The sequence below is a fragment of the Dissulfurimicrobium hydrothermale genome, from assembly GCF_022026155.1.
Taxonomy (GTDB): Bacteria; Desulfobacterota; Dissulfuribacteria; order Dissulfuribacterales; family Sh68; genus Dissulfurimicrobium; species Dissulfurimicrobium hydrothermale.
In genome coordinates this window covers 222,060-247,612 of record NZ_CP085041.1, presented here as the reverse complement: position 1 = coordinate 247,612, position 25,553 = coordinate 222,060, and the positions used below count along the sequence as shown (strand labels likewise).

Genomic DNA, 25,553 nt, shown 5'->3' with positions numbered 1-25,553 from the left:
CTACGAAGCATTTAGACTGGCTTCTTAATGTCTTTGATGCGTAACGAGACCGTTCCTTTGGGTAACTTTGCCTCAACGATGGAGTTTAATGGCTTACCTAAAAGCGCTCTTGCGATTGGCGTGTTGATATTGATAGCCCCGCATTCCGGATTTGATCTTTCATAAGTTATTAATGCCTGCTTTTCGTCCTGAGGATTTTCAATATCTACATAAACTACGGTATCCTCAACTTCGACTTTGATATCGATCTCTGACCCATGAATAGACCTATCGGGCTCGCTTTCTCGGGGGTTCTTGCTCGGTCGCTTCGTCTTGCGTCTCAAAAATGAGTATGTACTTGATTCTTTTGAAACATCAACATATTGCGGATAAATATCTCTTTTATCTAGTGCATTCCAAAGACCATTCAAGGCATCCACCTTGTTTGAGTAAAATGCCGATTCCCTGACATGGAAGAACTCCCATCCGCAACGCTCCAATTGTCGCTGGCGTTGCATGTCGTCTTCATAGCGGTCAGCGCCATGCCAACGGTCGCCGTCGCACTCGACCGCCAGACGCGCTTGTCCGCCCTCGACCACGAGATCAATCCGCTTGCCTGCGACTTCATGCTGGGCAAGCACCGTGAAATCCCTGCGAAGAAGTTCCAAGGCGATGTCAACCTCGAACCAACTTTCGAATGGTGCGGGAGGACTCACAACGCGCCGGTTGTCCTGGGCCGCTCGCCGCTCCAATTCGTCCCGCTCGATTCCGGCGATCTGTTGCGGTTTCGTGTTCTCGAAGAACTCAAGCAACTGACGTCGAAGACACAAGGCGCTGAGATCGTCACAAGTGACCGAGTGGAAAAGAATCATCATGTCACGGGCGCGGCTGGCCGCGACATTGAAACGTCGCTCATCCACCGCTTTTGTGAGGGGACCGATTCTTTCGTTGCTGGCAGCGACAAGCGACAGAAACATGATGTCTCGCTCGTCGCCCTGGAAACTGTAGGGATTGCCGCAGATCAAGCGGCGCCGCTCCATTTCCTCGGCGCCCAATCGTTCGAGCAATTGACTCTCGATCAAAGCCGCTTGCGCCTCACCTTGAAGCACTACCACGCCCATCGTCTTGCCGTCATAACGACTGTCGCCGCTCATCTCTGCAATTCTCTCAACGATGGCTTCGGCCTCCGGACGGTTGATCGCACGGTTGTTCGAGCCCTCACGATATCCGCCTTTCACAAAGACATGGTCGAGCGGAGGCAGGCGGTTCGGGCCATATTGCCGCAAGGGGATCAGCGGAGTATCCGAATAGCACAGATTGTTGCTGAATCGAATGATCTCCGGCATACAGCGGAAATGCTCCCGCAGCGTTATACGTCTGGTTCCATACCGAAGTTTCCCGTGATCGAATAGGCTGCTCTCAATATCGAACGACGACCTGAACTGGAAATCGTGAAGGAATTCTTCCATCAGGCGATGCACCGGATCGCGGGGCAAACCCACAGCGTCTGGGCTGATCTGCTTGTCATCGCCAACGATCACTATCTTCTTTCCCAGATAGAACAAGGGGAGGGCTTCGAAGCCACATTGCGAAGCCTCGTCAACGATAATCACATCGAACATGCCGGGCGCGGGAGACACCGTGTCCCAAACGCGATGGAGCGGCATGACCCATGCCGGAACCGCCTCACGGCATTTATTCAAATGTTCTTGCGCTTCACGTCGGTGATGCGGCGCGTGCTTTCCCGTCCCTTTGCCAAGTTTCCGCATGGACAGTTGCCAAGCTGCCATGTGACCGCAATGGTCTTTCTTGAGCCGCGAGAAACAGAACGACCAGGCGTGAAGCGCGGCAAGCTTCGCTATAATGTTGTTGATCTCGTCCTCGATTTGTTTGGCGCGTTTGGCGAGCGCTGGAACGTCTTCCTGCCGGATGTAATCCTCGAGCCAGTACCGCGCCTGGGCCCAATGCCAGGCGTCATTGATATGCTGGACTCGCTCCTCCCAATAAGGATCGTTGCAGGTTTGTTCCAAGGATTTTGTGAACTGCGGGAGCAAACGGCGCAAATCTGACAGATCATCGTCCATTTTCTGAAGGCACTGACGCTCATTTGTCAAATCTTGAATCGTATTCACGCATCGTGCGAACTTTTCCACGTCGCGGCTGTGCACGGCGCTCAGCAAATCGTTTGTCACCGGATGCGTGTCGCCACTGGCAGCCATGAGTGAGATCGTGGTCTCAATACTCTGAATTTCCTCGATGGCGCGCCGCTTGCGGATACGGGCCAATGCAAGGCGACACGAGGAGATAACCCTTTCAATCTGGGATTCGTCGGCCCATACGGGTTCGCCCATGCCTGAACATTGTTTTATCGCTTCTTGGCATTTGGCAATGAGTTCCTCAAGCGCCAGGGCGTTTTTGAGCGCATCGCACAATGACTTGAGGGCGGTCAGTTGGAGAGTGTACGGCCTTCAACCTTTTCACTTCGCCCATTCCAGAACCCCCACGCCTTCTCGCATTCAATGCGAACGTACAGTGCCTCGGCAAGAGTTGAGAAATGTTCGACCGTGGAGCATGGGCGGCCGCCAATCTTCACGGCCTTGATAACGTATAACCGCTCTTTCACCGGTTTAGGCCGAAACAACCCCCAACCCAGTTTCCCGCCGTTCTCCATGTGCTCTTTCAGTTTCCCGCCGTCTTCATACAAGGATCTGATATCGGTAGTGTCCGGGAATTCGATTCGGGTCTCGTCAGCGACCGCAACGAGTGCTTCGATTGACGCAATAACGTCTCGTGTAACACGGAAAAGCTCATGCCACAGGGACGAATTACCGCCCAGAATATCGCGCAAGGCATCGATCATCCATGAATGCGGCATTGCGAGGAGTCTCCTGCGAGTGTCACGGAACGTTGAGAAAGCGTTAAGGATCGCCTCGATGGCCAGAGGATTGTTTCGTTCCAAAAGATTGGCGATATGTTCATCGGCCCCGCGAGCCGAGTTTTGCTCTTCTTCAGTCGCGCTGGTTTCATTCCCTACGAGTTTGGCAAATTGCTCAGGGGATGGCAACTCCTCAGGCCATGCAAGGCCCAATTCCTGGCGCTTCTCTGGCGTGAATTGGCGCAAAGCCGAGAGAACGCTTCGCAAAGTGTCTGTGGAGATCTGACACGTCTTGTCTAAAGGAACGGAATCCGCGAACCATTCGTAGTCGGTGCGATGCTGGTTCACAGCTTCAGCGATTCTCGCCGCCGTCCCTCGATAGGCTCCCTCCGCGACGGACTGCGTATGAGTCTCGGACTCCCTGATGTCGCGGAGCCGGCGGTTGACCTTGGCCTTCTCTTCACGGAGATTCTGAAGGCGCTCTTCAAGTCCCGTGCGCTCTCGCCCGGCGCGATCTTCGTTCCACTCCTCATTCTTGCGGAGAATGCCGCCAACGCTGGATTCGAGAGAGCGGCGTTCTCCAAGTCCGCTACCAAGCAGATTGATGCAAAGAGGCCGTAACTCAACAGGCACAAGTCCTTCAAGAACCTGAAGAGCGCGAGGCGTCTTCGCCGTGATCAGCGTTCGCTGTCCTGTGGCAAGCAGATGGCAAATCAGATTGGCGATGGTATGAGATTTCCCAGTGCCGGGCGGCCCTTGGACCAGCACACCGCTTGCCGCTCGAATCTTGTCAACAATCAGGCGCTGCTCATCGTGGATGGCTTTGGGAAGAAGATTTCACTATCGAACGGGACGTTGGCCTCCTCCGGGCCATCGCCCGTTGCGCGATCGTTATTCGGGCGAATCTCCGCAAGGTCCGCAAATTCACAGGGAACGTCTTCCCCGTTTTCTATCTGCTCCTTGATCCGTTTCAAGGTTTCGGCAAGACCTTTGGCGGAACGTTTTCGCAGAATCAAGGCGGGGGCGTATTCTACGATGGGCTTTGCCGAGGCGCGGATGTTCTTGGCTTCAAGAGCACCCTCATAATCGCCCTGTGAGTTGATCGAATGCACCAGGGCCTGAAGGACGCCTTCGACACAACCCTTTTCCCACGGATCGTCTTCGGCCGCAGCCAGTGACGCCTTTGCGGTTTCCTCCGCGCGCGCCGGTTGCTCCTCGATGTCCAGCATATCGAGTTCAAGGCGCAGCTTGGCACCCTCGGTGTGGGGACGGACGGTGAATTTCCCCAGGCGGGCTTCAAACTCCAGAATGGCGTCGGCGACAACCAAATGACGTCGGGCGCGCTGCCCGGTGGGTGTTTGCCATGTCAGCAATCCCAAACCGAGCACCAGTTCGTATTCCTCGCCGAGCCGGAGCTGTTCTTGATGGATGGCAAAGAGAGAGGAATAGACCTTGTGGACCTTTTCCCATGCATTGTGCTCTTCCGTCCAGGGCAACCATTTGTCTTCGACATAGCGATTCCATGCTTGTTGAACCTCGGGATGATCCTCAAGGCGTTCAGTATGCGGGATGGTTTCCGGCTGATCCGATCCCTCGCGCCAATCAGGATTCTGGATTTGCCGCTGGATTTCCGGGAAGAGTCCGGGCAGGTCGTTCTTGTTGCGGAGCGCCTCTTGGTTCACCCAGTCTTTGCATTGAGCAGGAACAGCAGGCAATTCCGGCTCATGCCGGTTTTGAACTTCCAGCCATTCGTCCGGTTCATGTTCTTCATCGCTCCCCCAAGCCTGTGTGAAGCAACCTCGCTCATTCGGAACCTTCGACACCCAAAGCACTTTCTCGTATTCATCAACGTCGCGGATCAACTTGGTGCGTAATGACGCCAATCGAAGCAGATAATCGACCAATCGAACGGCTTTTTCATTCGAGCTTTGAGTTGAGGAGGGATTCATTCTGTTCCTCCGGTTGGCACCTTACCCGTCACTGGCCTCTGACTTTTCATCCACTGGTCGATTCCATCTCGGTCGAAGCGCCATTGGTTGCCGACCTTGGAAGTCGGAATGTCCCCATCTTGGGCCATGCGGTACAGCTTGGCCCGCCTCATTTTTAAATTCACACAAACCAAATATAGTCGACAGTATCCTGTCTCATTCTCATGCGGGTGCTGCAAAATTGAAGGATACGGGAACGGGCTGGCTTTCGTTTGTTTCAATACGTTCCGCCATAACGCGAAGGGCCAGGGCTTCTGCCTTGGCCATCGCTTCTTTTGCAGTTTTGCCGTAAGCAAGGACACCTGGAAGTCCGGGCACCTCGGCTATCCAGCGGCCGTCTTCCTCTTGTTCATATTCAATATTGTAATCCATTGCAGTAATCTCCAGAGTGGCAGGTGATGTAAACTCAATTATGTTTGAAAATAATAAATCTGGTTGAGACTTTCAAATCAGGCGATAAACCGCCACAGTCAGCCTCTCGTTTTAAACGCTGATATTGTCTTTCAGGATACCAAGGGCCGCCACCTTCTCCTCTGAAAACCTTCTGGTTATAGCCTGTTGCACCTGCTGGGCAGAAGAACCGAACTGGCGGCCTCTTATGTCATATACGGCATTTATGATGGCCTGATCGGAGAGATCGCCTTTGGCCCTGAGGCCTTCAATGGCCTTCTTGAATATCCTGGCGGCCCCGTCAGGCCCATGTTGGACAGATGTACTCCACAGCACCTCTTTAAGTGCGGATGACCTTTCACTCAGGTCGATACCAGTGTTCTGGGCGATTTTTTGAAGCGCTGGGCCGTAGTGGGTGTCTTTGATGAATTGTCGCTGCAGGGCCTCAAAGCCCCCTGGATCTTCCTTTGCGATCCTCTGCCATTCCTGCGGGACCTTGCCTGACTTTCCGCCTGTATCCGGGTTCCCGGCGGCCTTAAGTCTTGCTGCATAGTCAGGGGCGTATTTTTCAAGAAATGAGATGAAACGGTTAAAGGTACCTCGGCGGCTTGAAATCTGGTATGTCCCATAGGACGTTCCGCCTGTTTCATCATAACCTATTGTTCCAGGACCTTGATTGCCAGATTCAAATTCAGCCGAAAGCCTTCCTATTTCTCCATGCCCGGTATCTTCCAAGGTGTCGCCATGGATACTGCTTGCAGCGGTGTCATGTGCGGCTGGTACATGGATCGCCTGTGTTTGGAAAGAGATCACCTGCGGCGCCTCTGCAATATCCATAACTGCGCCCTGATCCTGAGCTGTCGGGACCTGGCCGAGTCTAGTAAGCAGAAAGGCCAGAAAGCGCTCCTGTTCAAGTGCTGCCATAACCTTTGCAAGGTTGTCCGACATTGATTCGGCTGGCGCGTTCGGCGGCGCATTGGTCGACGCCGCGTCTTCGGCATGGAAATTTTTACCTGCCTGCATCGTGGCAGTATGGTCATTCGGCATAGCATTTTCTTTTGCGCTGGCCAGGGCAGCGTTAAAGGAATTGACAGCGCCGAACCCATTGAGCTGCATATGGTATCTGTTTTGTGACGCTGTGCCGATTGCAATGGGTGTCTTGAACCTGATAGGGGCGATGCTCATCATCCTGCCTCCATTTCATATATCCGCGGATTTTTTAGTTATCAGATAACTTATGCAATATTCATGCTTAGTTTGATATTGGAGGTGTAAGTTTTTTGCCGTATATGATCTTGCCGTCACCTTCGGCATAAAAATTTTCCAAGAAGGCAAGGCGCTTAAAGCCGCATCTTTCATAAAACAGACGGGCTGTTTCATAAGAGGGTTGTGACGAGGTTTCGGCATAGAGCCTTTGGCCTCCTGAGCTGATTATCATGGATTCGACGAGACTGAGGATGACCTTGCCGATGCCAAGGCCCTGCATTTCAGGTTCTACGGCTATCCAGTATAAGTCAAAACTCGCTTTGGTACACGGGATGCGTCCGTAACATGCAAAACCTGCGAGACCTTCAGCGCCGCCGATAGATGTCTCCGCCACGACAAACAGGTAATCGCTTTTGTCTCCGTGTAGAAACAGGCGGTCGTTTACCAGTTCCAGGGCCACGACCACCTCATCGGCCCTGAAGAGGCCTGTGCGATCGAGCAGCGCCTTGATTCCGACCGCGTCCGTTGCGTTTAGATGCGTTCTAAGGTTTATGGGATAAAGGCTGTTCATATCGCATTGCGGCCTCAAGTATCCTCTTGATGACCTCTTCTTTCGAAAGTCCGCCCTCCCTGGCCGCAGCCATGAATCCTGCATTACCGGACAGGCATGGGTTTGCATTTATCTCGAGGATCCAGGGCATCTTGTTTTCATCTACTCTCATGTCGACTCTTGCATAGCCGTTTAGTTCAAAGGCCTTCCAACACGCCTTTGCCAGGGCCTTCAGCTTCTCGAGAAGCGGAAGATCTTCTGGCGTAAAGTCAAATGATCTCACCGTGTTATGATAAGATAGGGCTGATGTGTCCCACTTCGCCTGCCAGTCAAGTATCTTCGGGCGCCCTTTCGGGTGATTGCGGAACACGATTTCCGCCGGAGGCAGACATTCGACACCTCCAGGTCTTTCAAGCATGGATATGTTGAATTCTCGTCCGTGTATGTATCGCTCTACCAGGAACGGTTTAGCGTCAGGCGCCTTCCATCTCGACGACAGCCCTGCCATGAGATCATCCGCGGAGGAAAAGACGGCATCTTCGTCTATGCCGATAGAGGCATCCTTTGCAGCGGGCTTTACGATCCACGGACCCCCGGTTTTTCGACAGCGGACATCATGTCCGCAAGCCAGCAGGTGATCATCTGCGGTCCATTCGCCTGTGCGGCAGACCCGGTAGGGCCGCATATCCTCTGGATATGTCCAAAAATCAGGGGTTGGTATGCCCCTCGCCTGCATTATCTCCTTGGCAATGATCTTGTCAGTGGTAAGCCAGAGACCTCGGGCCGATGATCCGGTAAATGGAAGCCCGATCAGTTCAAGCACCGCTGCGATATTTGGATGGAGTTCATCTTTTCCGCTAACTGATTCAACGAGATTGAAGACTATGTCAGGCCTGAATCTCTCGATGCCATACATAAGATCCTTGAATATCTTAGTTATGGGTAAGGCGGCATATGTTACCCCTAGTACATCGAGGGCCTTACCCACTGTCTGTGCCTGATCCAAGACATCAAGTTCGGACGGATCGCAGTTCCCGTCTACGGCATTATATATTATTGCTACCCGCATAAGGGGAATGGATTCGTTTGAGCGCTGAGGATATGATATTTTCTATCAGCTTGTGATACTCAATACCTTTAAGCCGACAGAGTATAGGAAGGTCTGAATCAACTGGGTGCAGACCGGGAAGCGGGTTCACCTCGAGGAAATGCCATTTCCCATGACCGTCAGCCCTGAGGTCCACCCTTGATACATCCCTGCACCCCAGGGCCGTGTGGGCTGATACGGCAAGCTCTTCAGCCTTCCGCGCATCATCTCCTGGCTCAAGTAGCCTGTATTCTACGAATTTTTTGTAGTTGTCTTTTACGTGGTGGGAATAAAATGCATCTTTTATCCCTGGTTTGAATATGATCTCCATAACGCCTATTGCCTCGGCCTCGTCATCGGTGCCTATTACGCCCACAGTGACTTCGCGTCCAGGGAGATAAGCCTCAACCAGTACGGGTTGGGCATAGGTCTTGAGCATTTCTAGCGCGGCGGACTCGAGTTCGTCATGATCTCTTACAAGGGATCGCGATGATATGCCCTTGCCCGTACCTTCTGCCACAGGCTTTAAGAAAAGCGGAAATGGCAGCGTGACGGTGTTTATGTCGCCGGGCCTTTTGATCACCGTGAAATCAGGGGTGGCAAGGCCGTGGTCGCGCACTATCCGTTTAGCCGTTTCTTTGTCAAGTGTTATGGATGCGGTAAGGGGGTCGCACATGGTGTAGGGTATGGAGAGGCACTCAAGGATAGCAGGCACCTGGGCCTCCCTGCTTCTCCCGTGTGTGCCTTCGGCTATGTTAAATACGAGATCCCAGCGTTTACCGGCGGCCAGCGCCGTTATAAGGTCCAGGCAGTTGCCTATACGGCTTGCCCTGTGTCCAAGCCTTTCTATCGCAGAGGCTATGGCGTCTATAGTCTCGGCTGAGTCGAATTCGGCCGCATCATCGGGCCTCCATCCTCTATCCATGTAGTCTTGCTTGAGGTCGTATGTAAGGCCTAGGTGCATTTATATTGTACCTCCGGCCTTTAGATGCCTGCGTCTGTATCGGTCTCCTTCATCAGCGGGTGGCGGTGATGCAGCATGTCTCTTTGCAGGGTCATTTTCAGGATACGGATTGGGATATCTTATGATCAACCCCTCATAGTTCCTGAATATCACCTCTTCATCATTGGCTGACAAGAGGTAGAAGGGTTGAAGGGGTATCTTACCGCCCCCGCCTGTTGCATCCACCACAAAGGTCGGGATACAGAGGCCGCCTGTATGTCCCCTCATGCCTTCGATAATATTGACGCCAGTCCAGATGCTGGTGCGGAAGTGTTCCGCCCCTTTTACAGGATCGCACTCAAACAGATAATATGGCCTTACCATGATGCGCTGCAATGCATGACATAGTGCCTTTATGATCTCCAATGAATCGTTTACGCCCCTCAGGAGGACGGTCTGGTTCGAGACAGGAATGCCGGTTTTCAACAGTCTGTCGCACGCCAGGGCCGCTTCGGGTGTCACCTCGTTGGGGTGGTTGAACTGGGTGTTGAGCCAAAGGGGGCGGTGGCGGCCGAGCATTGCACAGAGTTCGTCGGTTATGCGCATAGGCAGTACAACGGGTATGCGGGTGCCGATCCTTAGCACCTCGACGTGGGGGATGGCCTCAAGTGCGCCCAGAAACCAGTCGAGCTTGTCCATGTTCATGGTCAAGGGATCTCCACCCGATACAATCACCTCCCTTACCTTTGGTGTAGCAGCGACATAGTCGATCATGCGCTGGAGGTCCTGGTAGCTCCTTTCCGCCTCTGGTTCGTGCCATATGCGTTTTCTGGTACAGTGGCGGCAGTACATGGAACACCTGTTTGTCACGACCGCAAGGACTCGATCGGGGTAGCGGTGCACTAGTCCCGGCACTTGGCTGTCTTCTTCCTCTTCGAGGGGGTCTTCCGTATCGATCTCTTGCATGCAGCTGATCTCTGCACTGGTTCCGTTGTATTCAATCTCTGCAAGGTCAGGGATGCATTGACGGAAGATAGGGTCATTTGGATCGTTCCAGTTTATAAGGGAAAGGTAATAAGGCGTTGCCGAAAAACGATATGTGTCAAGGAGCCTTCTGAATCTATCCAACACCTTTGGTTTGAGGCCAAGAAGGAGGGTGAGGTCTTTCAGGCTGTGAAGTCTGTTTTTGAACTGCCACCGCCAATCATTCCACTGTGCTTGCGTGATGTCAGCCCAGAGACTGGCGAGCGCTGGCGGTATGTTCGACCGGCATGGAGGCGAAGGAGGCTCTTCGTCTTGATGCGAAGGAGGCTCATTGGCGGTGGCTGGTTCGATCGCAGCGCATTCACGAGCGAAGACTGTCGGGGATCTTTTCATATTTTACCTCTTTCAGCGCCTATGCATATGCGCTTATCATAAAATCAAAACAAGGACCAGAAAACAGAGACGATCCTGCCATCTCTGGCATTTGACAGGCAACCTAATTTACGATCAGCGTGACCGTGTGTATCTTTCCAGTATCGGTTTCTTTCAATTGAAGACGGAGTTGTCTTGCCCCACTCGCCTCGGCGGGGAAGAACATGAAGCCTCTCGCCAGATTTTCTGGCTCGACAGGTCTGTTTTTGAGTTGCTTCCTGGCAAGGTCGTTCGATATCTTCTCAGAGACCTCGTCGGTGTTGAGGCCCTGGGCCCCGCCTACCAGTGCGCCGCCTGCCGCCCCTGCGCCTGCGCCTTTAAGTATATCTTTTCCGATGTCTCTGCCCGAGAGTATGCCGACAGCGGCCCCTACCAGTGCGCCGCCCGCTGCGCCAAGGGCCGCCCCTGCGCCGGAAGACTTTGCGATATTTGTAAATTCTGAGCTTTTTTCAAGGCGTTCATATGCCTGTATGTTGTCGAGGATATTCCACATCCTGCCGTTTGAATCGATCAGAAAGGTTTGGGCCGGGACTACTTCAAGCCCATGGGTCCCTTCATTGTCGATTACGATCTGTACAGGCAGGACGCCTGCGCCAAGGATGTCGAAGCCAAATGCGCTTTTTGCCCTGTTTTTATCGGCGAAGGCCTCTACCGCAACCTTCGCCCCTGCGATGTCTTGTGAGAAATTATAAGACGTCGGGTAACGGAATGACACCTCCTGGCTTTTGTAGGCGGTGCTGCACGATGCAAGGAAGATGGTTGCGATCAACGTTGCAAGGATTGAAGAGGCCGGTTTGAAGGGCGTCTTTTTGTTCATGACATCACCTCTAGATTTGATCCTTACCGATCATTTTTATAGCGGATTATGATTATTTAAAATCCAAAGTCAAGCCCTGAAGCCGACCGTTTTTTGCTTGATGCAAATCCGAATGCAGTTTGTTGGTTTTGTTTTATAATATTGACACAATTTTGTCATTTTTCTGTAACAATCAATGGATAGCCTTTATTATAAATAAATAGTTAGGCAAATATTCTAAAGGAGGTTTGAAATGAAAATGACAACAGGGTCTTTGAGGTTGTATGTCCGACGACTGGCATCCATTAGTTTTTTGATGGTGTTTTTGCCTTTCGTGGCCGGTTTTTCACAGTGCCTTGCAGAAACCATAACCGGTGCAGGGGCAACTTTCCCCTATCCGATCTATTCAAAGTGGGCGGCTGCATACCAAGAGGTCTCGGGTGTTAAGCTCAACTATCAATCCATCGGTTCAGGCGGCGGCATTCAACAGATAAAGGCAAGGACTGTGGACTTCGGGGCATCCGACGCCCCTCTTGAGCCGCAGGAGTTGGAGGCAGCTGGTCTTGTTCAGTTTCCAATGGTGATGGGTGGGATAGTGCCGGTCGTAAATCTCAAGGGGGTTAAGGCCAATGAGATCAAACTCGACGGGGAGACCCTTGCAAAGATATATCTGGGTGAGATAAAGACATGGAACGACCCCAGGATAAAGGCCTTGAATCCGACAGTGAATCTCCCTTCGACCGCAATAACTGTTGTCCATAGGGCGGACGGCTCCGGCACCACCTGGATATTCACCCATTATCTTGCGGCGGTAAGCCCTGAGTGGGGCAAGGCGGTCGGTGCCGACAAGGCGGTCAACTGGCCGGTCGGGCTCGGCGGTAAAGGTAATGAGGGTGTGGCTTCTTATGTAAACAGGGTAAATGGTGCCATTGGCTATGTGGAGTATGCCTATGCCCTTCAGAACAGGCTCATAACAGTGAGCCTTAAAAACAGGGACGGACATTTTGTGGTCGCCGACGATCAGACCTTCCGTGCGGCTGCGGCAAGCGCGGACTGGAAACATGCCCCTGTAGGGATGAAGGTCGTGCTGGTGAATGGGCCAGGGGCTGGGTCATGGCCTATTACGGGGGCGACATTCATTTTGATGTATAAAGATCAACCCAATCCTGTAAAGGCACGGTCTGTCTTGAAGTTTTTTGACTGGTGCTACAAGAACGGCGGTGATATGGCGAAGGAGCTCATATATATCCCTATGCCCGATGAGGCGGTGAAGATGGTGGAGGATATGTGGACTAAAGAGATAAGGTCCGGCGGCAAGGCCGTCTGGCCGGCGAACTGATCCCTTCGTGGGGAATGGAGCGGTTGGTCTCCTTTCCCCTGTCTAATTTATCGGCTATGGTTAAACAACGTATACTTTTGGTCGAGGATGAAAAAGACATAGCGGATCTCATAAGATTTAATCTGGATCAGGCAGGGTTTGAGTCCATGGTGCTCCCGGAGGGACGCCATGCCTTGTCTTACGTGAGGCAGTTTAGGCCCGACCTGATCCTTCTCGACCTCATGCTTCCAGATGTGGATGGGCTTGATGTGTGTAAACGCATCAAGCGGGATCCGAAGCTTTCACATATTCCTATCCTCATGGTGACGGCCAGGGGCTCTGAAACAGACAGGATCGTCGGCCTCGAGCTCGGGGCGGATGATTACATCGTAAAACCCTTCAGTCCAAGGGAGCTGATCCTCCGCATAAAGGCTGTAATCGCCAGGACCTATCCGCAGGAGGACAGATCCGTGGATATACTCAAGGCCGGGGGTATAGAGATGGATCTAGGGAGATATGCCGTCAAGGCTGGCGGAGAGGCTGTAGATCTGACCGCAACAGAGTTCAGGCTTCTTAAGGAGCTTATCTCGACCCCTGGCAACGTAAAGAGCCGCGAGACGCTCCTCGACAGGGTATGGGGTTATTCCTTCGATGGATACGCAAGGACCGTCGATACCCACATACGAAGGCTCAGAAAAAAGCTCGGTGCCTTGAGCGGCTGCATAGAGACCGTAAGGGGCATGGGCTATCGCTTCAACGAAAGGGCCTGAAATTGCGTGCCCTCTTAGTTCTTGCAGCCGCGTTGCTTACAGCCGTTTTCATCCTTAGATACGTATTTGCAAGGCCTTGGAGTGGGTTTCGAAAGGCCTGTGCGCCCCCTTCAGACCTGCTGCAGGCCCTATTTGAAAAGGGTCTCTTAAGCCGGGAGAAGGTCGGAGACGATGTGCCCGGCGTCGTTGAGGCGCTTGCCGGTGTTGTCATTGAGCAAGATGCGAAGATAAAAGCCCTTAATGCAATCATTTATGACATCAATGAAGGCGTCTTGCTGACAGACGGACGGGGTGGAATTAGTCTTGTAAACAATGCGCTCTTGAAGATGCTAAATCAGTCCGATGCCCATCCTGATGATTGGATAGGCCGGGACATTCAGGGGCTTGTAAGGGCGCCGCAGATTATCAGGGCCCTGAAGGATGTTGACACCTGTCTCGAACAGACCGGAAACATCAGGATAGTACAAAATAACAAGGAGATGGATGTAACCGTCAGGAGGCTTGACAGTTCTGATGGTGGCGGGTGCCTCATGATTTTTAATGATGTCTCAGGGCTTGTCCGCTCGGAGCAGGTGGCAAAGGATCTGGTCGCCAATGTGGCGCATCAGTTGAGGACGCCGCTTACCTCTATCAAGGGATATGCCGAGACACTTCTCGACCAAGGGTCGCTTGACCCAGAGATGTCCAGGCGGTTTTTGACGATCATACTCAAGAATTCGGACAGGCTCGCCGGTATTGTCCGTAATATACTGACGCTGGCCCAGCTTGAAAGCGCGGGCTGTCTGAAAGGTGCCGAAAAGTTGTCGTTCAAGGAGGTGGTACTCAAGGCTGTTGATGCGATGTCGCCGTTTTCGGAGGAGAAGGGGATAAGACTTGATATAAGGCTGCCTGAGAAGGATGTCCTGATTGTTGCCTCCCCCTCGGCTATTGAACAGGCGGTCGTCAATCTTATTGACAATGCAGTAAAGTATTCCAGTGAAGGATCGGGCGTGGCGGTCGTCATGGAAGTGCAGGGGGCAGAGGCCGTCTTGTCCGTATCGGACGAAGGGCCGGGCATACCGACTGATGCCCTTGATAAGGTGTTTGAGCGGTTCTACAGGCTTGGAAACGACAAGACCGGAGGTGCCGGCCTTGGGCTTTCGATAGTCAGGCAGGTGGCCCAGATCCATAATGGCAGAACGTGGGTGGAAGGCCGACTCGGCCATGGATCGACATTCTATCTTGCCGTCCCTGTTTCTCTACCAGACCCCCCTTAGGCCGAATTCTTTTCTGATTTGGTCTACCCTCCTTTCAAGGTCTATCCGCCATTCGGCATGTATCCTTGCGGCAGGAGGGGCAATAAGCTCAGGCAGTCCGTAGACGAGCCGGTCGGCAGCATGGCTCGATTCTATCACCGCCTCAATGGATCGTGCGCCGAATTTGTATCTGGCTATGAGGAGCCGCAGCAAGAGTCCGGAGGTCTTTCGGGCGGCCTTCGGCCAGTGGTTGTCCATCTGGTGCGCTATTATAAAGGCCCTCTTGAGCAGGATCATCCGCAGGGTTTCAAGGTCCTCGCCAGACGTCGAATCTCTTAGTAGTTCCTCAGGGATCTTTATACCCTCTATGTCCAAGACCACCCTGAGCCTGCTCATGAAATCAGGGATTTTGAGGGTCTTGACCATCCTGTCTATTTGATCGCTGGGTTGTTGCAGGAGTGCGGTCATGTCATCCCATGACTCTTTTACCCCGCCTGCAAAGACGAATATCGACCGGCCTATGTGCCTGGGAATGCCGTTTACGTATGTGACGCCGTCTTGCATGGACGGTAGAAAATATCTCAGATATCCGAATTCAAACCCGTCATAGCGGCAGTCGAATTCGTCCCAAAAGGTGATCGGGATCCTTCCCTTTGCTACAGAGGCCCTGACAAGATCGATGGCTGAATTTATCTCTTCAGGACCTGAAAACTGCGTCAGATTGAATTGAAAGAATTCAAACGGGTTTCTGTCGAACCTTTTTGAGATGACCCTTGCAACCTCTTCCACGGCAAATGATTTACCTGAGCCCGGTGGACCGAATACCCCTACGCATAAAGGGCGCTTGACATGTTCCTTTGTAACATAGCTGTCCATCACCCTTTGAAGGGCCATGACCGGTTCGATCTCGACCGGGTCCGTTGTTCGGAGGGCGCCTACCTGGAAGAGGCGCAGATATTTGAAGCCGGCCTTGCGGTTTACTTCTTCCTTTAGGTGTTTCAGCACCGAGAGTATAACACCTATATACCCCAGGTCTCTTGCGGTTGCTGCTGGGCCGGTTGTTTCACACTGATTGGCCGGTGTATTGGCCCTGAAAAACGACCTTATGGCCTGTTTTCTGTCTTTGCACCATGACTGGCTGGAGACGATTTCCAGCATGTGTTCAAGATGTGGGGTGAAGGGTGGCAGTACAAAGAAACATGGGTCATCGTATGTATTCAGGAATGAGCATGGGACCCCGGTAGGATATGTTGATGAAAAGTCGAGATTCGGGAATTCCAAGCCGTCGGTGAAGTAATATCCATGCTGGTGGAGCTGATGCCAGTTCAGGAGGACGCGTTTTGATAAATCAAAAAAGTAGTTGCTGTCGAGCGGTATCCCGCCTATACGCAGACAGTCTATCGAAAGCATGGCGGGAAGAAGTGTATCATAGCATGGCACCGAACCATATGTATTGCGTGATCCAACCCCTGGAAGGGCCCCCTCCCAATGCCTGAACATGGCCGTTTCAGGGCCGATGTAAAGTATGCCGTCAGGAAACATCTCAACCATTATGTGGCATTTGAAGCGGTTCGATCTCTCATCCCAAAGCCCCACCTCTGGGCTCTTCAGCGCCCTTACGGCCATTGCCACAGTGGATTCCCATAGGATTGAGCTGTCCATCTCCATTCGCGTGGTTTCGAGATCGGAAAGTCTGCATATCAATATGAAATTTTCCTTAAAAGATTCCACCCAGCCTTGCCAGTGGGCCGCGCTTATGCCGAGGGCTATCGCCCATGCCCCTGGGTTGAGTTCTTTTATTTCTCCTGCAAGTCTCGGCGGATTTCCCCCGTCGTCAATGATCACTATGCCGTTGTTTGCCTCCAGTGCCGATTTGTTGTCGTTTGTTATTTCAATATGGTCAGGTTCGGTACTTCTTCCCCCGGGAGGGAGTATTTGTTGGACCATGAACCAGCCGTGATCGTTTTCGACAGGGCCTTGGCTGCTGCGTTTTTTGAATATCTGAAAGACGTCTCTTCGTACGCCGTAATTAAGGGTGCTAATCCTCGGATTTAGCCCCGATGCGGTCAGGTAGGAGGAGAGCCAGGTGAGGCACTGCTCAAGACGTCCCTCTTCAATCGTGACCTTGCCCGCCATCAGTTCTATGAAGTCGCCTGGGTCATAGCCGTAGGCCGGTAGACTCCCCTGGGCGATAAGGTTCACCTCTTTTATGGGCATATTTGTTATCGTCACCCTGGAGCCCATGAGCAATATCTTCTTTTTTTTCCAATCAGGCATTTCAACAACTCCTTAAAAAATAATGGCAGGTTAAATACATGGTACGGTAATGGCGCGTTCCTTTCTTTCTGATCTAGTGTGTCTAGGTCGCAAATGGTGGTAAACATGAACATTTACGAGATCTGTCATAAGGACGGAGATGAACAAATATCCCCATATCAGGACGGTTTCCGGCCAGGTGATGGGCATGATGAGCCCAAAGCCGTAGGCGGCCAGCAGGGTGCTCCAACTTGGTGATAACCGCCGACCAGACCATGATGGGGGCGGACCAGGGCCGTTTCCAGAAATGGTCCTTGGTGCGCGCCGCAAATAGCACCAGGTGACCAGCCACTGCCATCTTGAGGAAGACGTAGGTCTGTATCTGCGACACGCCCAGTTTGAGCCAGTCCATGGCCGATCGGTAGCATCCCGAAGCTTCCTATTACGCCAACGAACCCCATTGCGGTTGTCACAGTGATGACCTGGCGCATGTCCCAGCGCACGGGGCGCTGTTCAAGACCAGTGCGGTCATAGGCGATGGTCATGATGGGCACGTCGTTGAAGAACGCCAGCAGGATGATCATGACGGCGGTGATCGGATAGAAGTCGAAGAACATCATCGCCAGCACCACAAAGAACATGATGCGGTCTGGCCGAACCTGGTATTCTTGCCGGTGGCTGTGACCTCGGCCACCACCTTGCCCTGTTTGACCACAGCGCCCGAGAAGGCCGCGTCACCGGCGCGTTTGGTCACCGGCAGGGATTCGCCGGTCAGGGCCGATTGATCCACGCTCAGATAATCCCCCTCCGTCAATTTGACGTCAGCCGGGATCACATCTCCCAAACGGATGCGGATGATGTCGCCTGGCGCCAACGGCTTGACGTCGATCTCCTGCCACCGACCATCGCACAACACCTTGGCGCGCGTGGCGGGCTGTTTCTTCAGCGCCTCCACCGCATTGCCGGCCGTGTATTCCTGCCAGAAGCCTACCGCCGCATTGAAGATGAGCAGGGCGGTGACGATCCAGAAATCCGCCCAGTGCCTGACGATGGCCGAGAGCAGGGCCGCCGCCTCGATTATCCATGGGATCGGCCCCCAGAAGTAGCCGAGCAGCTGGCGCAGGATGGAGATTTTTTTCTCCTCCAAGGCATTTAGACCGTATTGCTGCAATCGACGGGCCGCTTCGTCGGAACTCAGTCCATGATGTAGGGCCTCATGTGGTTTTGTTGACGAGGTCTCAACCATCAGCGCACCTCCTTGACGGGATGGTCTGGTTCGTTATCTTGCTCGGGAAGCTTTTTACGTGCCGATCCTTAAGAAGGATTCAGACAGGCGATAGGCTATCGCCTGTCTGAATTATATCATAAAAAAATAAAATAAAAATGAATGTGGCCTAGAATTTGAGCGTCACTATGGCGTCCAGCATCAATCTGTCGCGTATCAGGCCATCCTCTTTGCTTGTGAGTGGGATTTCATAGGCTGCACCGAAGTCCAGCCAGTTTGTAACCCTGAACCTTGAGCCGAAGGCGAGGGTGACGAGATTCCTGTGGTCGTCATTGTACCTGCCGCCGAGGTCGACAATGTCGCATCCATTGAATTTGGCGACGCTTGCGACTACATCGTCTTCCTTGCTTGTGCCGAGCGTTGCGCTTAACGCCCTTTCGACCCCGAGCTTATTTATGGCGTTCCTGATCCATGGATCCCTGTCGCCGCTGTCTATGACATAGAAATGATTGAGTTCAACAAGGGGTCTGAACCAGTCTGTAACCGCATAATCAAGGTGCCACGAATCATAAAACAGGGTGTTTTCTTGGTTTCTGTCAACCGGCACTACAAGGCCGAGCGCCCCTGAGAATTGCAGCCTGTCGATCCCCTTCAAGAACAAGATGGATGGATTGAAGTTGCCGTCGCCGTTTCCCTGATAGACTTGATCGCTACCGCTTGCCATTTCATAAACAAGCCTGGCGGTCATGATAAAGTTGTCTTGTGGGTGATACAAAAATGAATATTGGAGCCCTGCGGCTATATCGGCCCAGCCGTTGTGATCATTTAGGGTATTGTTGGGCCTGCAGTCTATATAGCCGTCCTTCACTGCAACAAGCGAGAGTCTATCGTTAAAGGCGTAACTCGCCTGAATTGCGAAGCCGTTTATGTGGCCGCCAAGCGGGACCTTGCCTATTATGGTATCGACCTTTTGGGGGAGCCTTTGAAAGAGATAAATAGGTCTTATCATGGTGACGTTTCTTGCGTCTCCTAGATATATAGGGTTGGACACCGGCATGATAAATCTGTCAAAATCATCGTTGCAAATGCCGAAACTAGGATAAAAGATACCCATAGCCATGATGAGCATTACAATCCCAATCTTTAATAAACCAAGACTTTTCATAGATACCCTCCCTTTTGTTTTTTTTATTTAACCCTTCAATGACCGAGATCTTGTCTTGAAATAGGGCGCAGCTAGATCCATCCTGTCGCATGCAGGATTAAGAAGATTTTTGCTGCATTGGACTATTGTTTTTTGATTGCAGGGGCGGTTTCCTATGCCCCTGCAATGACTGTCTTGGACAACCCGGACAAGAGATGGACTTTGAAGTCGGTTATATCTTTTTTAATATGCCTCTTCGTAGGTCAGGTCTTTTTCCGTAACCTTACCCCTTAAAAAGATATAGACCCATGTTTGATAGGCGATCACGATAGGCACTATGACCAGGGCCACGACCAGCATGATCTTCAATGTAAGTTGGCTTGAGGCCGCATTAAAGGCCGTTATGCTGTAGTTAGGATTGAGGCTTGATGGCAGGAGATCAGGGAAGAGCCCTGCCACGCCGAAAAAGGTGATAAAGAGTATGGTGGTGCTTGAGGCGAACCACGCCTTCCACCAGTTCATCCGTCCGATGAAGACTTTTGTTATCAAAAGTGCCGCTACCGCGATCAAAGGTATGATCATGAGCACCGGTGTCTTGAGGTAGTTGTTAAAGAGATGGGTGGCGAAGAACGTAAAGGCAAGGAACAGTATCGCCACTACAAGTAGTATGGGCCAAAGCCTGGATGCCATCCGTCCGGCCCTTGTCTGTAGATCGCCCTCGGATTTTATTGCAAGCCAGATAGAGCCGTGGAGCATGAATAGGAGCACAAAGAGTACACCACCGGCAATGCCATAGGGGTTTAGGAGGGTGAGGAGCCCGCCTTGGAATACCCCGTTTTCATCTATTGGGATACCCTGAAATATGTTTGCAAAGGCGATGCCCAAAAGGAGTGCGGGCAGAAAGCTTCCAATAACTAGACACGCATCCCAGATTGAGCGCCAACCCGGGCTGTCCACCTTATTGCGGAATTCGAACGATATCCCCCTTAAGATAAGGGCGAACAGGAGCAGGAGTAGGGCTGCATATAGACCGTTGAACATGACTGCATATGCCACCGGGAATGCCGCAAATGTAGCGCCGCCCGCAGTGATCAGCCAGACCTCGTTTCCGTCCCAGAACGGACCCATGGCGTTATAGACAATCCGCCTTTCCTGTTCGTTTTCGGCCAATACGGGCATTAGCGAGCCAAGGCCCAGATCAAAACCGTCGAGCATGAAATATACCGCCCAGAGTACACCCCATAGTATGAACCATATAGTCTCAAGCATGATGACGCCTCCTTTATTTTTTTTGATCTGTCTAAGCCTTGGCCGGATTTGGGCCCTTGCGGGCATATTTTGCAAGTAGATAAAAGTCCACAACACCCAAAAACGTATAAAGTATTACAAACGCCGCCAAAGAGACGGCCACCTGAGATACCGCAAGCACTGATACGGCATCGGATGTCCGCATGAGCCCGTATACGATCCAAGGTTGCCTGCCCACTTCCGCAACTATCCAGCCCGCTTCGTTTGCTATATATGGAAGGGGAATGGCGCAGACCATTAGTTTCAAATACCCTGGATATTCTTCTATGTCGTTGCGTTTAAACCAGCCTATCACGGCAAGGACTGCAAAGAGAAACCCAAGACCCACCATTATCCTGAACGACCAGAAAGTAAGTCCTACAGGTGGACGGTCTTGGACCGCAAAGTCCTTAAGACCTTTTACTTCAGCTGAGGCCCTATGGAAGGCAAGCAGGCTCAGTGCGCCAGGGATTGGCAGGATCTCTACACTGTTTCTCTCATTCTTTGCATCAGGGATCAGGAATAGGTACATCGGCGCATAAGAATCCGTCTCCCAGTGGGATTCCATGGCGGCAAGCTTGGTAGGCTGTGTCTCCGCCACCTCGGAACCGTTTAAGTGGCCGTTGAATACCTCGAATAAGGCGAATATGAGTGTGAAGGTCACTGCGGCATTGAACGATTTTTTAAAAAAGACGACCTCGTTTTTTCTGAGGATATGATAAGCTGAGACGCCTATTACAAAGAAACCGGCCAAGATGTAGGCGCCGCTTATGGTATGCAGGAATTCCAGCACTGCAAACTTGTTCGTGATGACGGTTGTAAAATTGTCCAGTTCAGCCCTGCCGTTTCTTAGCACATAGCCGACAGGCCTTTGCATCCATGCGTTTGCGATGAGTATCCAAAGGGCCGAGACATTGGACGCAATGGCCACCAGCCAGATAAAGACCGCATGCGTCTTCTTTGAGACCTTGTCCCATGTGAATATCCAGAGGCCTGCGAAGGTGGATTCCAGGAAGAAGGCCAGCGTAGCCTCGATGGCCAGGAGCGAACCGAAGATATCGCCTACATATTTTGAATAGCGCGACCAGTTGGTGCCAAATTGAAACTCCAACGTGATACCGGTCACGATCCCCAGTGCGAAATTGATAAGAAAGAGTTTGCCCCAAAACTTGGCAGCCCGTTTGTAATCTTCATCCTCGGTCCTTACATACATGGTCTCAAAGACCGCGGTCAGAATCGAAAGCCCTAAGGTCAACGGGACAAAGAGAAAGTGAAACATAGTGGCGGCAGCAAACTGCAGCCTCGACAACATCAATACATCCATAATCCTACCCCCTGTCTTTGATTTTAAAGGCCTTTATGCCCTTTTGTTTGTCTGATTTTGCCATGCCGCATAGATACGATTCAGCGGATGCCCTCGCCTGTCTTTCTCGTTCTATCTCCATCCTTATTCGGTAAGCGCAGTCTCTGATCACCCCAAACAAGAGTCTACAGCCGTCGTTTTGGCAGTCAGCGTCCGCCCTGTCAGCAAGTATGATCATATCGCGGACCATTTCTAAGGCCATGTCGATTAATTTATTATCATCTTCCATAAAATCGTCCGTTTTATTCTTTTTAAGAAACCTCATGGGCACTACTGACATCTCGGCCCTCTTCACATCACCCTGTCTGCTCCTTATCGTAAGTGGATAATGGCACGGGAGTCCGGATACATCTCTCTTGCCGTCGCAAAAAGAACACCTGCTGTCGCAGAATTTGCCAGGAAACGCCTCGTGACAATCCTTGCCGAGTATGTCTTGACGGTTGTAGCCTGTGATCTCTTCCGCCGCCCTGTTGAAATAAAATATGCGCCTTTTTAGGTCATGGGCGATTATGCCGTCGTATAGATTATCCATGACCAATTCCGCGTTCTTTTTTACCTGAATGAGGGCGTTGAAATAGCCCTGTTCAAAAAAATCATGGGTCAGTTGAGATATCCTGTCCCTCATTCCCCGCAAGATGCGGATATCGTGGTATGGTGGACCGGTTTCCACATCTTCGTCAACCGCCCATTTGATGAAAATCGGATTTCCTGGGAGCGCCTGGTATCCCGGACATTTCTCATTGCCGAAACATATGATCAGGTCAAAGAGGTGGAGATTTATCCCGTCGATCGGGATTATCCTTTCAGGAAGCCCAAGGCCCGCCTCAGCCATTATCGTCGATTCCGAAGGCGTCCACTCCGCCACAGGTCTGCCCCCGACTAATATGGCGAGCCCATCATTTTTTAAGGTCTTTGCGACCGCCGCGGCGATTGCAGGTTTTATTGGGTATCCGTCCGCGACGAACAGCAGGGAACGATCATTGCGGCTTGCTTGCATAATTCATCTCTTGCCCCCTCGGCGCAATCTTTGGCGACGGTATCCTAATCAATTCCATTCGTCCAAAATAATATATGCATCCTTTTTACTTATCGCCTGCCGGGCTTGAAGGCGCCTTGTAATCTTCCTTTTCGCCTATGCGATCTGCTATTAGTGAGCCGTACATTCTTTCAAGCGGATCAGGAGACACAAGGAATGGTTTTATATATACGATGGCCTTGCATTTTTTTAAAAAGTCCGGGTTTGTCTCAGATATCCTCATGATCCCCCGGAGCGCCCCTTTCCTTAGTGGGGCATATTCAAGATAGTTGCCGTCTTGCCGTATATAAGAAAGCAGTATTTGTCCATACTCTTCTAGGAGGCCCTTGTGCCTTGCCATGGCCTCTGCCATCGCCTCCGGCGCACCCCAGCCGATGCCGCCTGATTCGTCATTGAGGCTCCACATAAGCCGGCGCATTACAATGCGGGCCGCCTCCATGTCTTCTCCGGCAAGTCTTTTCATCATGTCACCAAAGGCAGAGACGGCTTTGAGTCTCACCACCTCGTCAGGCGAGTAAAGAGATGGAATGAGGGTGTTTATGGCCTTTTTGGCAGAGAGGCCGGAGAGCTGGCGCAGTACCTCTTCAAGTCCTTTTTCCCTCAAGGTTTGCCCCAGCGCCCGCCTGTCCATGCCTAGTCTGCCTTTACGGCCTTACCTATTCTCCTGCCCATCTCCACACATTCTTTGAGGTCTGGGTGCGCCGGGACGTATTTTATGCGGATGCCGGGCTCTGTGACCGTAAACTTCATCTCTTCCATGGCCTGATTCATCTGCTTTACCGCCTCGCCGCTCCAGCCGTATGAGCCGAATGCCGCGCCGATCTTGTTGCCGGGCTTCAGCCCCTTCATATACTGAAGAAAGCCCGCCATACGAGGGAGCATGCCGTTGTTGAGTGTGGGGGATCCGAGAACGACCGCCTTGGCGTCAAGGACCTCGGTTATGACGTCACTCCGGTGGTTTACCTGCAGGTCCAGGAGCTGGACGCTTACGCCTTCATCCATGATCCCGTCCGCAACCGCCTTCGCCATCATCTCGGTGCTGTGCCACATGGTGTCATAGATCACCAGCGCCTTTTTCTTTGCCTTGTGGCTTGACCAGTCGTCATAGGCCTTGAGGATGTCTGCTATGTGAGAGCGTTTTATAAGGCCGTGGTCAGGTGCAATCATATCTATCTGCAGCCCCGATTTCCTTACATTTTCAAGGAGCTTTTGCACCAGAGGCGAGTACAGGAGCAGGATGTTTGAGTAATACTTGGCGTTGTGCCGCATGAGTTCGTCAAAATCCACCTCGTCATCAAAACGTTCGCTGGTCGCCCAGTGTTCGCCGAAGGCGTCACTGGAGATCAGGAGTTTTTCCTCTGGGATGTAAGAGAACATGCTGTCCGGCCAGTGGAGCATTCTGGTCTCAATGAACTGGATGGACCTCTTTCCGGTGCTTATCGGCTGGTTTGGCGAAACCACCTCCAATGGCCAGTCCTCCCGATGAAAATGCTCAATCAGGGCCTTTTTGCCCATGGCTGAGCAGAAGACCTTCTCGGGCTTTATCAGGTCGATCATATCGGGCAGAGAGCCTGAGTGATCCATCTCTACATGGTTCACCACGATGTAGTCGATCTTTTCAGGGTCCATGATGGCCCTGATGTGATGGACAAGGTCGCCCTTTTTCTCTTTCTTTACCGTGTCAAATAGGACCGTCTTTTCATCCTTCATGAGATATGCGTTATAGGTCGTGCCCTTATAGGTGGAGTAGCCATGAAAGTCGCGGATAGTCCAGTCCACGGCCCCGACCCAGTAGATGTCTTTTTTTATCTCTGTTGCAGTCATTTCTTGCCTCCTTATAGATCTATAATCATGTCAAAGGGTTATTATCTCAAAGCCCCTTTCAATATATCCTGCCATAGCTACATGACCCGACATATCTGACGCTATCGGGAGTCCAAGCCTTTCCACCTCGGCCAGCACGCCCATCTTTTGAGAGCAGGCCTTGCAGACCGCGTCTATGAGGCCCTTTTCTTTAACCTTGAGATATAAGTTGTTCAGAAAGTCGTCGGGTCTTTCCATCCCTGGTATGAGCCTTGTCGCCTCGCCTTCAATGACTATTCTGCCTCCCATATCCTTTTTATTGAGGTCGAGGGAATTCAAGAGGACATGCACAAAACACATGGCCTCGCCCCTGAATGCAAAGATCACTATCTTTTTCATCTTTTTCATGCCGTCCCCCAGGGTCCTGTCAGGAAGGCCGTCCTTCTCTGGACATGGCCGATCCTTAATCTATCGGATCAAATTGATCCTTTGCAGCCCCGCATACCGGGCAGACCCAGTCCTCAGGCAGCTTCTCAAACGGGGTGCCAGGCTCAACGCCGTTTTCAGCGTCTCCGACTGCAGGGTCATAGACATATCCACAAACAGAGCACTTGTATTTTTTCATTTCTGTCATCTCCTTTTATCTTTTTAGACTTCAGTTTGAGGTCCAGGTATGGCCTGTTCCTCCATAACAGATCCAGGGCCCGCAAGGGGCCTAAACATGGCCTTTGTGGCCCCGCACACGGGACATCTCCAGCCGTCGGGTAGGTCTTTAAACCTCACCCCTTTCGGTATCTTGCCCTTTCTGTCACCCCTGTCTGGGTCATAGATGTATCCGCAATTCAGGGTCTGGCACTGCCACATATCCTCTGGTCTTGACATATTT

26 protein-coding genes are annotated in these 25,553 nt (G+C 52.0%); 3 read left to right on the top strand and 23 right to left on the bottom strand.

From position 1 onward, the window contains the following. Positions 1–11: 11 nt before the first annotated feature. From LGS26_RS01220 to LGS26_RS01170, 11 genes are all read right to left on the bottom strand, one after another. Positions 12–2,411: an AAA domain-containing protein gene (locus LGS26_RS01220; RefSeq protein WP_237888862.1), complete on the bottom strand. Its 2,400-nt coding sequence runs from the start codon at positions 2,409–2,411 to the stop codon at positions 12–14. Positions 2,412–2,425: 14 nt separating this feature from the next. Continuing rightward, a complete protein-coding gene (locus LGS26_RS01215; protein ID WP_237888861.1) occupies positions 2,426–3,622 on the bottom strand; it encodes a hypothetical protein in 1,197 nt (398 codons plus the stop codon). A gap of 29 nt (positions 3,623–3,651) precedes the next feature. Beyond that, positions 3,652–4,803 carry a hypothetical protein gene (locus tag LGS26_RS01210; RefSeq protein ID WP_237888860.1) on the bottom strand — a complete coding sequence of 384 codons (1,152 nt, stop codon included), beginning with the start codon at positions 4,801–4,803 and terminating at the stop codon, positions 3,652–3,654. Then, a complete protein-coding gene (locus LGS26_RS01205) occupies positions 4,800–4,931 on the bottom strand; it encodes a helix-turn-helix domain-containing protein (protein WP_237888859.1) in 132 nt (43 codons plus the stop codon). Before LGS26_RS01205 ends, LGS26_RS01210 begins: the two co-directional genes overlap by 4 nt. Positions 4,932–5,004: 73 nt before the next feature. Beyond that, positions 5,005–5,214: a type II toxin-antitoxin system HicB family antitoxin gene (locus LGS26_RS01200; protein WP_237888858.1), complete on the bottom strand. Its 210-nt coding sequence runs from the start codon at positions 5,212–5,214 to the stop codon at positions 5,005–5,007. A 111-nt stretch (positions 5,215–5,325) separates the two neighbouring features. Beyond that, positions 5,326–6,420, bottom strand: a complete 1,095-nt coding sequence (locus tag LGS26_RS01195) for a VgrG-related protein (RefSeq protein ID WP_237888857.1) — start codon at positions 6,418–6,420, stop codon at positions 5,326–5,328. A gap of 64 nt (positions 6,421–6,484) precedes the next feature. Then, entirely contained in the window at positions 6,485–7,009 is a 525-nt protein-coding gene (locus LGS26_RS01190) for a GNAT family N-acetyltransferase (protein WP_237888856.1), read from the bottom strand. After that, positions 6,981–8,057 (bottom strand): D-alanine--D-alanine ligase family protein, encoded by a 1,077-nt coding sequence (locus LGS26_RS01185; RefSeq protein ID WP_237888855.1) that lies wholly within the window; start codon positions 8,055–8,057, stop codon positions 6,981–6,983. Before LGS26_RS01185 ends, LGS26_RS01190 begins: the two co-directional genes overlap by 29 nt. Continuing rightward, positions 8,035–9,039: a D-alanine--D-alanine ligase family protein gene (locus tag LGS26_RS01180; protein WP_237888854.1), complete on the bottom strand. Its 1,005-nt coding sequence runs from the start codon at positions 9,037–9,039 to the stop codon at positions 8,035–8,037. The genes LGS26_RS01185 and LGS26_RS01180 overlap by 23 nt, the downstream gene beginning before the upstream one ends. After that, the gene (locus LGS26_RS01175) at positions 9,040–10,395 is read right to left on the bottom strand and encodes a KamA family radical SAM protein (RefSeq protein ID WP_237888853.1); all 1,356 of its coding nucleotides are present in this window, start codon (positions 10,393–10,395) and stop codon (positions 9,040–9,042) included. A 103-nt stretch (positions 10,396–10,498) separates the two neighbouring features. Beyond that, complete coding sequence (locus tag LGS26_RS01170) at positions 10,499–11,251, bottom strand: hypothetical protein (protein WP_237888852.1); 753 nt, start codon at positions 11,249–11,251, stop codon at positions 10,499–10,501. A gap of 232 nt (positions 11,252–11,483) precedes the next feature. Between LGS26_RS01170 and pstS the strand changes: the two genes are divergently transcribed. From pstS to LGS26_RS01155, 3 genes are read left to right on the top strand one after another with little or no spacing between them, the layout of a single operon-like run. Continuing rightward, positions 11,484–12,569, top strand: coding sequence for a phosphate ABC transporter substrate-binding protein PstS (gene pstS / locus LGS26_RS01165; RefSeq protein ID WP_407932020.1), 1,086 nt, complete (start codon positions 11,484–11,486; stop codon positions 12,567–12,569). Positions 12,570–12,625: 56 nt separating this feature from the next. Continuing rightward, a complete protein-coding gene (locus LGS26_RS01160) occupies positions 12,626–13,318 on the top strand; it encodes a response regulator (protein WP_237888851.1) in 693 nt (230 codons plus the stop codon). Between the two features lie 2 nt (positions 13,319–13,320). Next, positions 13,321–14,574, top strand: a complete 1,254-nt coding sequence (locus LGS26_RS01155; protein ID WP_237888850.1) for a sensor histidine kinase — start codon at positions 13,321–13,323, stop codon at positions 14,572–14,574. Here the strand turns inward: LGS26_RS01155 and LGS26_RS01150 are convergent. From LGS26_RS01150 to LGS26_RS01100, 12 genes are all read right to left on the bottom strand, one after another. Then, positions 14,557–16,830 (bottom strand): ATPase, encoded by a 2,274-nt coding sequence (locus LGS26_RS01150; protein ID WP_237888849.1) that lies wholly within the window; start codon positions 16,828–16,830, stop codon positions 14,557–14,559. The genes LGS26_RS01155 and LGS26_RS01150 overlap by 18 nt on opposite strands. Before the next feature lie 158 nt (positions 16,831–16,988). Continuing rightward, complete coding sequence (locus LGS26_RS09710) at positions 16,989–17,354, bottom strand: hypothetical protein (RefSeq protein WP_330873305.1); 366 nt, start codon at positions 17,352–17,354, stop codon at positions 16,989–16,991. A gap of 71 nt (positions 17,355–17,425) precedes the next feature. After that, a complete protein-coding gene (locus tag LGS26_RS09705) occupies positions 17,426–18,055 on the bottom strand; it encodes an HAD-IC family P-type ATPase (protein WP_330873303.1) in 630 nt (209 codons plus the stop codon). A 148-nt stretch (positions 18,056–18,203) separates the two neighbouring features. Then, on the bottom strand, positions 18,204–19,199 hold the full coding sequence (locus LGS26_RS01140; RefSeq protein WP_237888848.1) for a hypothetical protein: 996 nt from the start codon (positions 19,197–19,199) through the stop codon (positions 18,204–18,206). 222 nt (positions 19,200–19,421) lie between these two features. Next, positions 19,422–20,447, bottom strand: a complete 1,026-nt coding sequence (gene cydB / locus LGS26_RS01135; protein WP_237888847.1) for a cytochrome d ubiquinol oxidase subunit II — start codon at positions 20,445–20,447, stop codon at positions 19,422–19,424. A 31-nt stretch (positions 20,448–20,478) separates the two neighbouring features. Beyond that, on the bottom strand, positions 20,479–21,789 hold the full coding sequence (locus tag LGS26_RS01130; protein WP_330873302.1) for a cytochrome ubiquinol oxidase subunit I: 1,311 nt from the start codon (positions 21,787–21,789) through the stop codon (positions 20,479–20,481). A gap of 4 nt (positions 21,790–21,793) precedes the next feature. Next, complete coding sequence (locus LGS26_RS01125) at positions 21,794–22,825, bottom strand: PAS domain S-box protein (RefSeq protein WP_237888846.1); 1,032 nt, start codon at positions 22,823–22,825, stop codon at positions 21,794–21,796. A gap of 85 nt (positions 22,826–22,910) precedes the next feature. Then, positions 22,911–23,495: a DVU0298 family protein gene (locus LGS26_RS01120; RefSeq protein WP_237888845.1), complete on the bottom strand. Its 585-nt coding sequence runs from the start codon at positions 23,493–23,495 to the stop codon at positions 22,911–22,913. 2 nt (positions 23,496–23,497) lie between these two features. Beyond that, entirely contained in the window at positions 23,498–24,688 is a 1,191-nt protein-coding gene (locus LGS26_RS01115; RefSeq protein ID WP_237888844.1) for an FprA family A-type flavoprotein, read from the bottom strand. A gap of 30 nt (positions 24,689–24,718) precedes the next feature. Beyond that, positions 24,719–25,075, bottom strand: coding sequence for a cytoplasmic protein (locus tag LGS26_RS01110; RefSeq protein WP_330873301.1), 357 nt, complete (start codon positions 25,073–25,075; stop codon positions 24,719–24,721). Positions 25,076–25,130: 55 nt separating this feature from the next. Continuing rightward, complete coding sequence (gene rd, locus LGS26_RS01105; protein ID WP_237888843.1) at positions 25,131–25,292, bottom strand: rubredoxin; 162 nt, start codon at positions 25,290–25,292, stop codon at positions 25,131–25,133. Between the two features lie 23 nt (positions 25,293–25,315). Beyond that, positions 25,316–25,549, bottom strand: coding sequence for a rubredoxin (locus LGS26_RS01100; RefSeq protein ID WP_237888842.1), 234 nt, complete (start codon positions 25,547–25,549; stop codon positions 25,316–25,318). Positions 25,550–25,553: the final 4 nt, after the last annotated feature.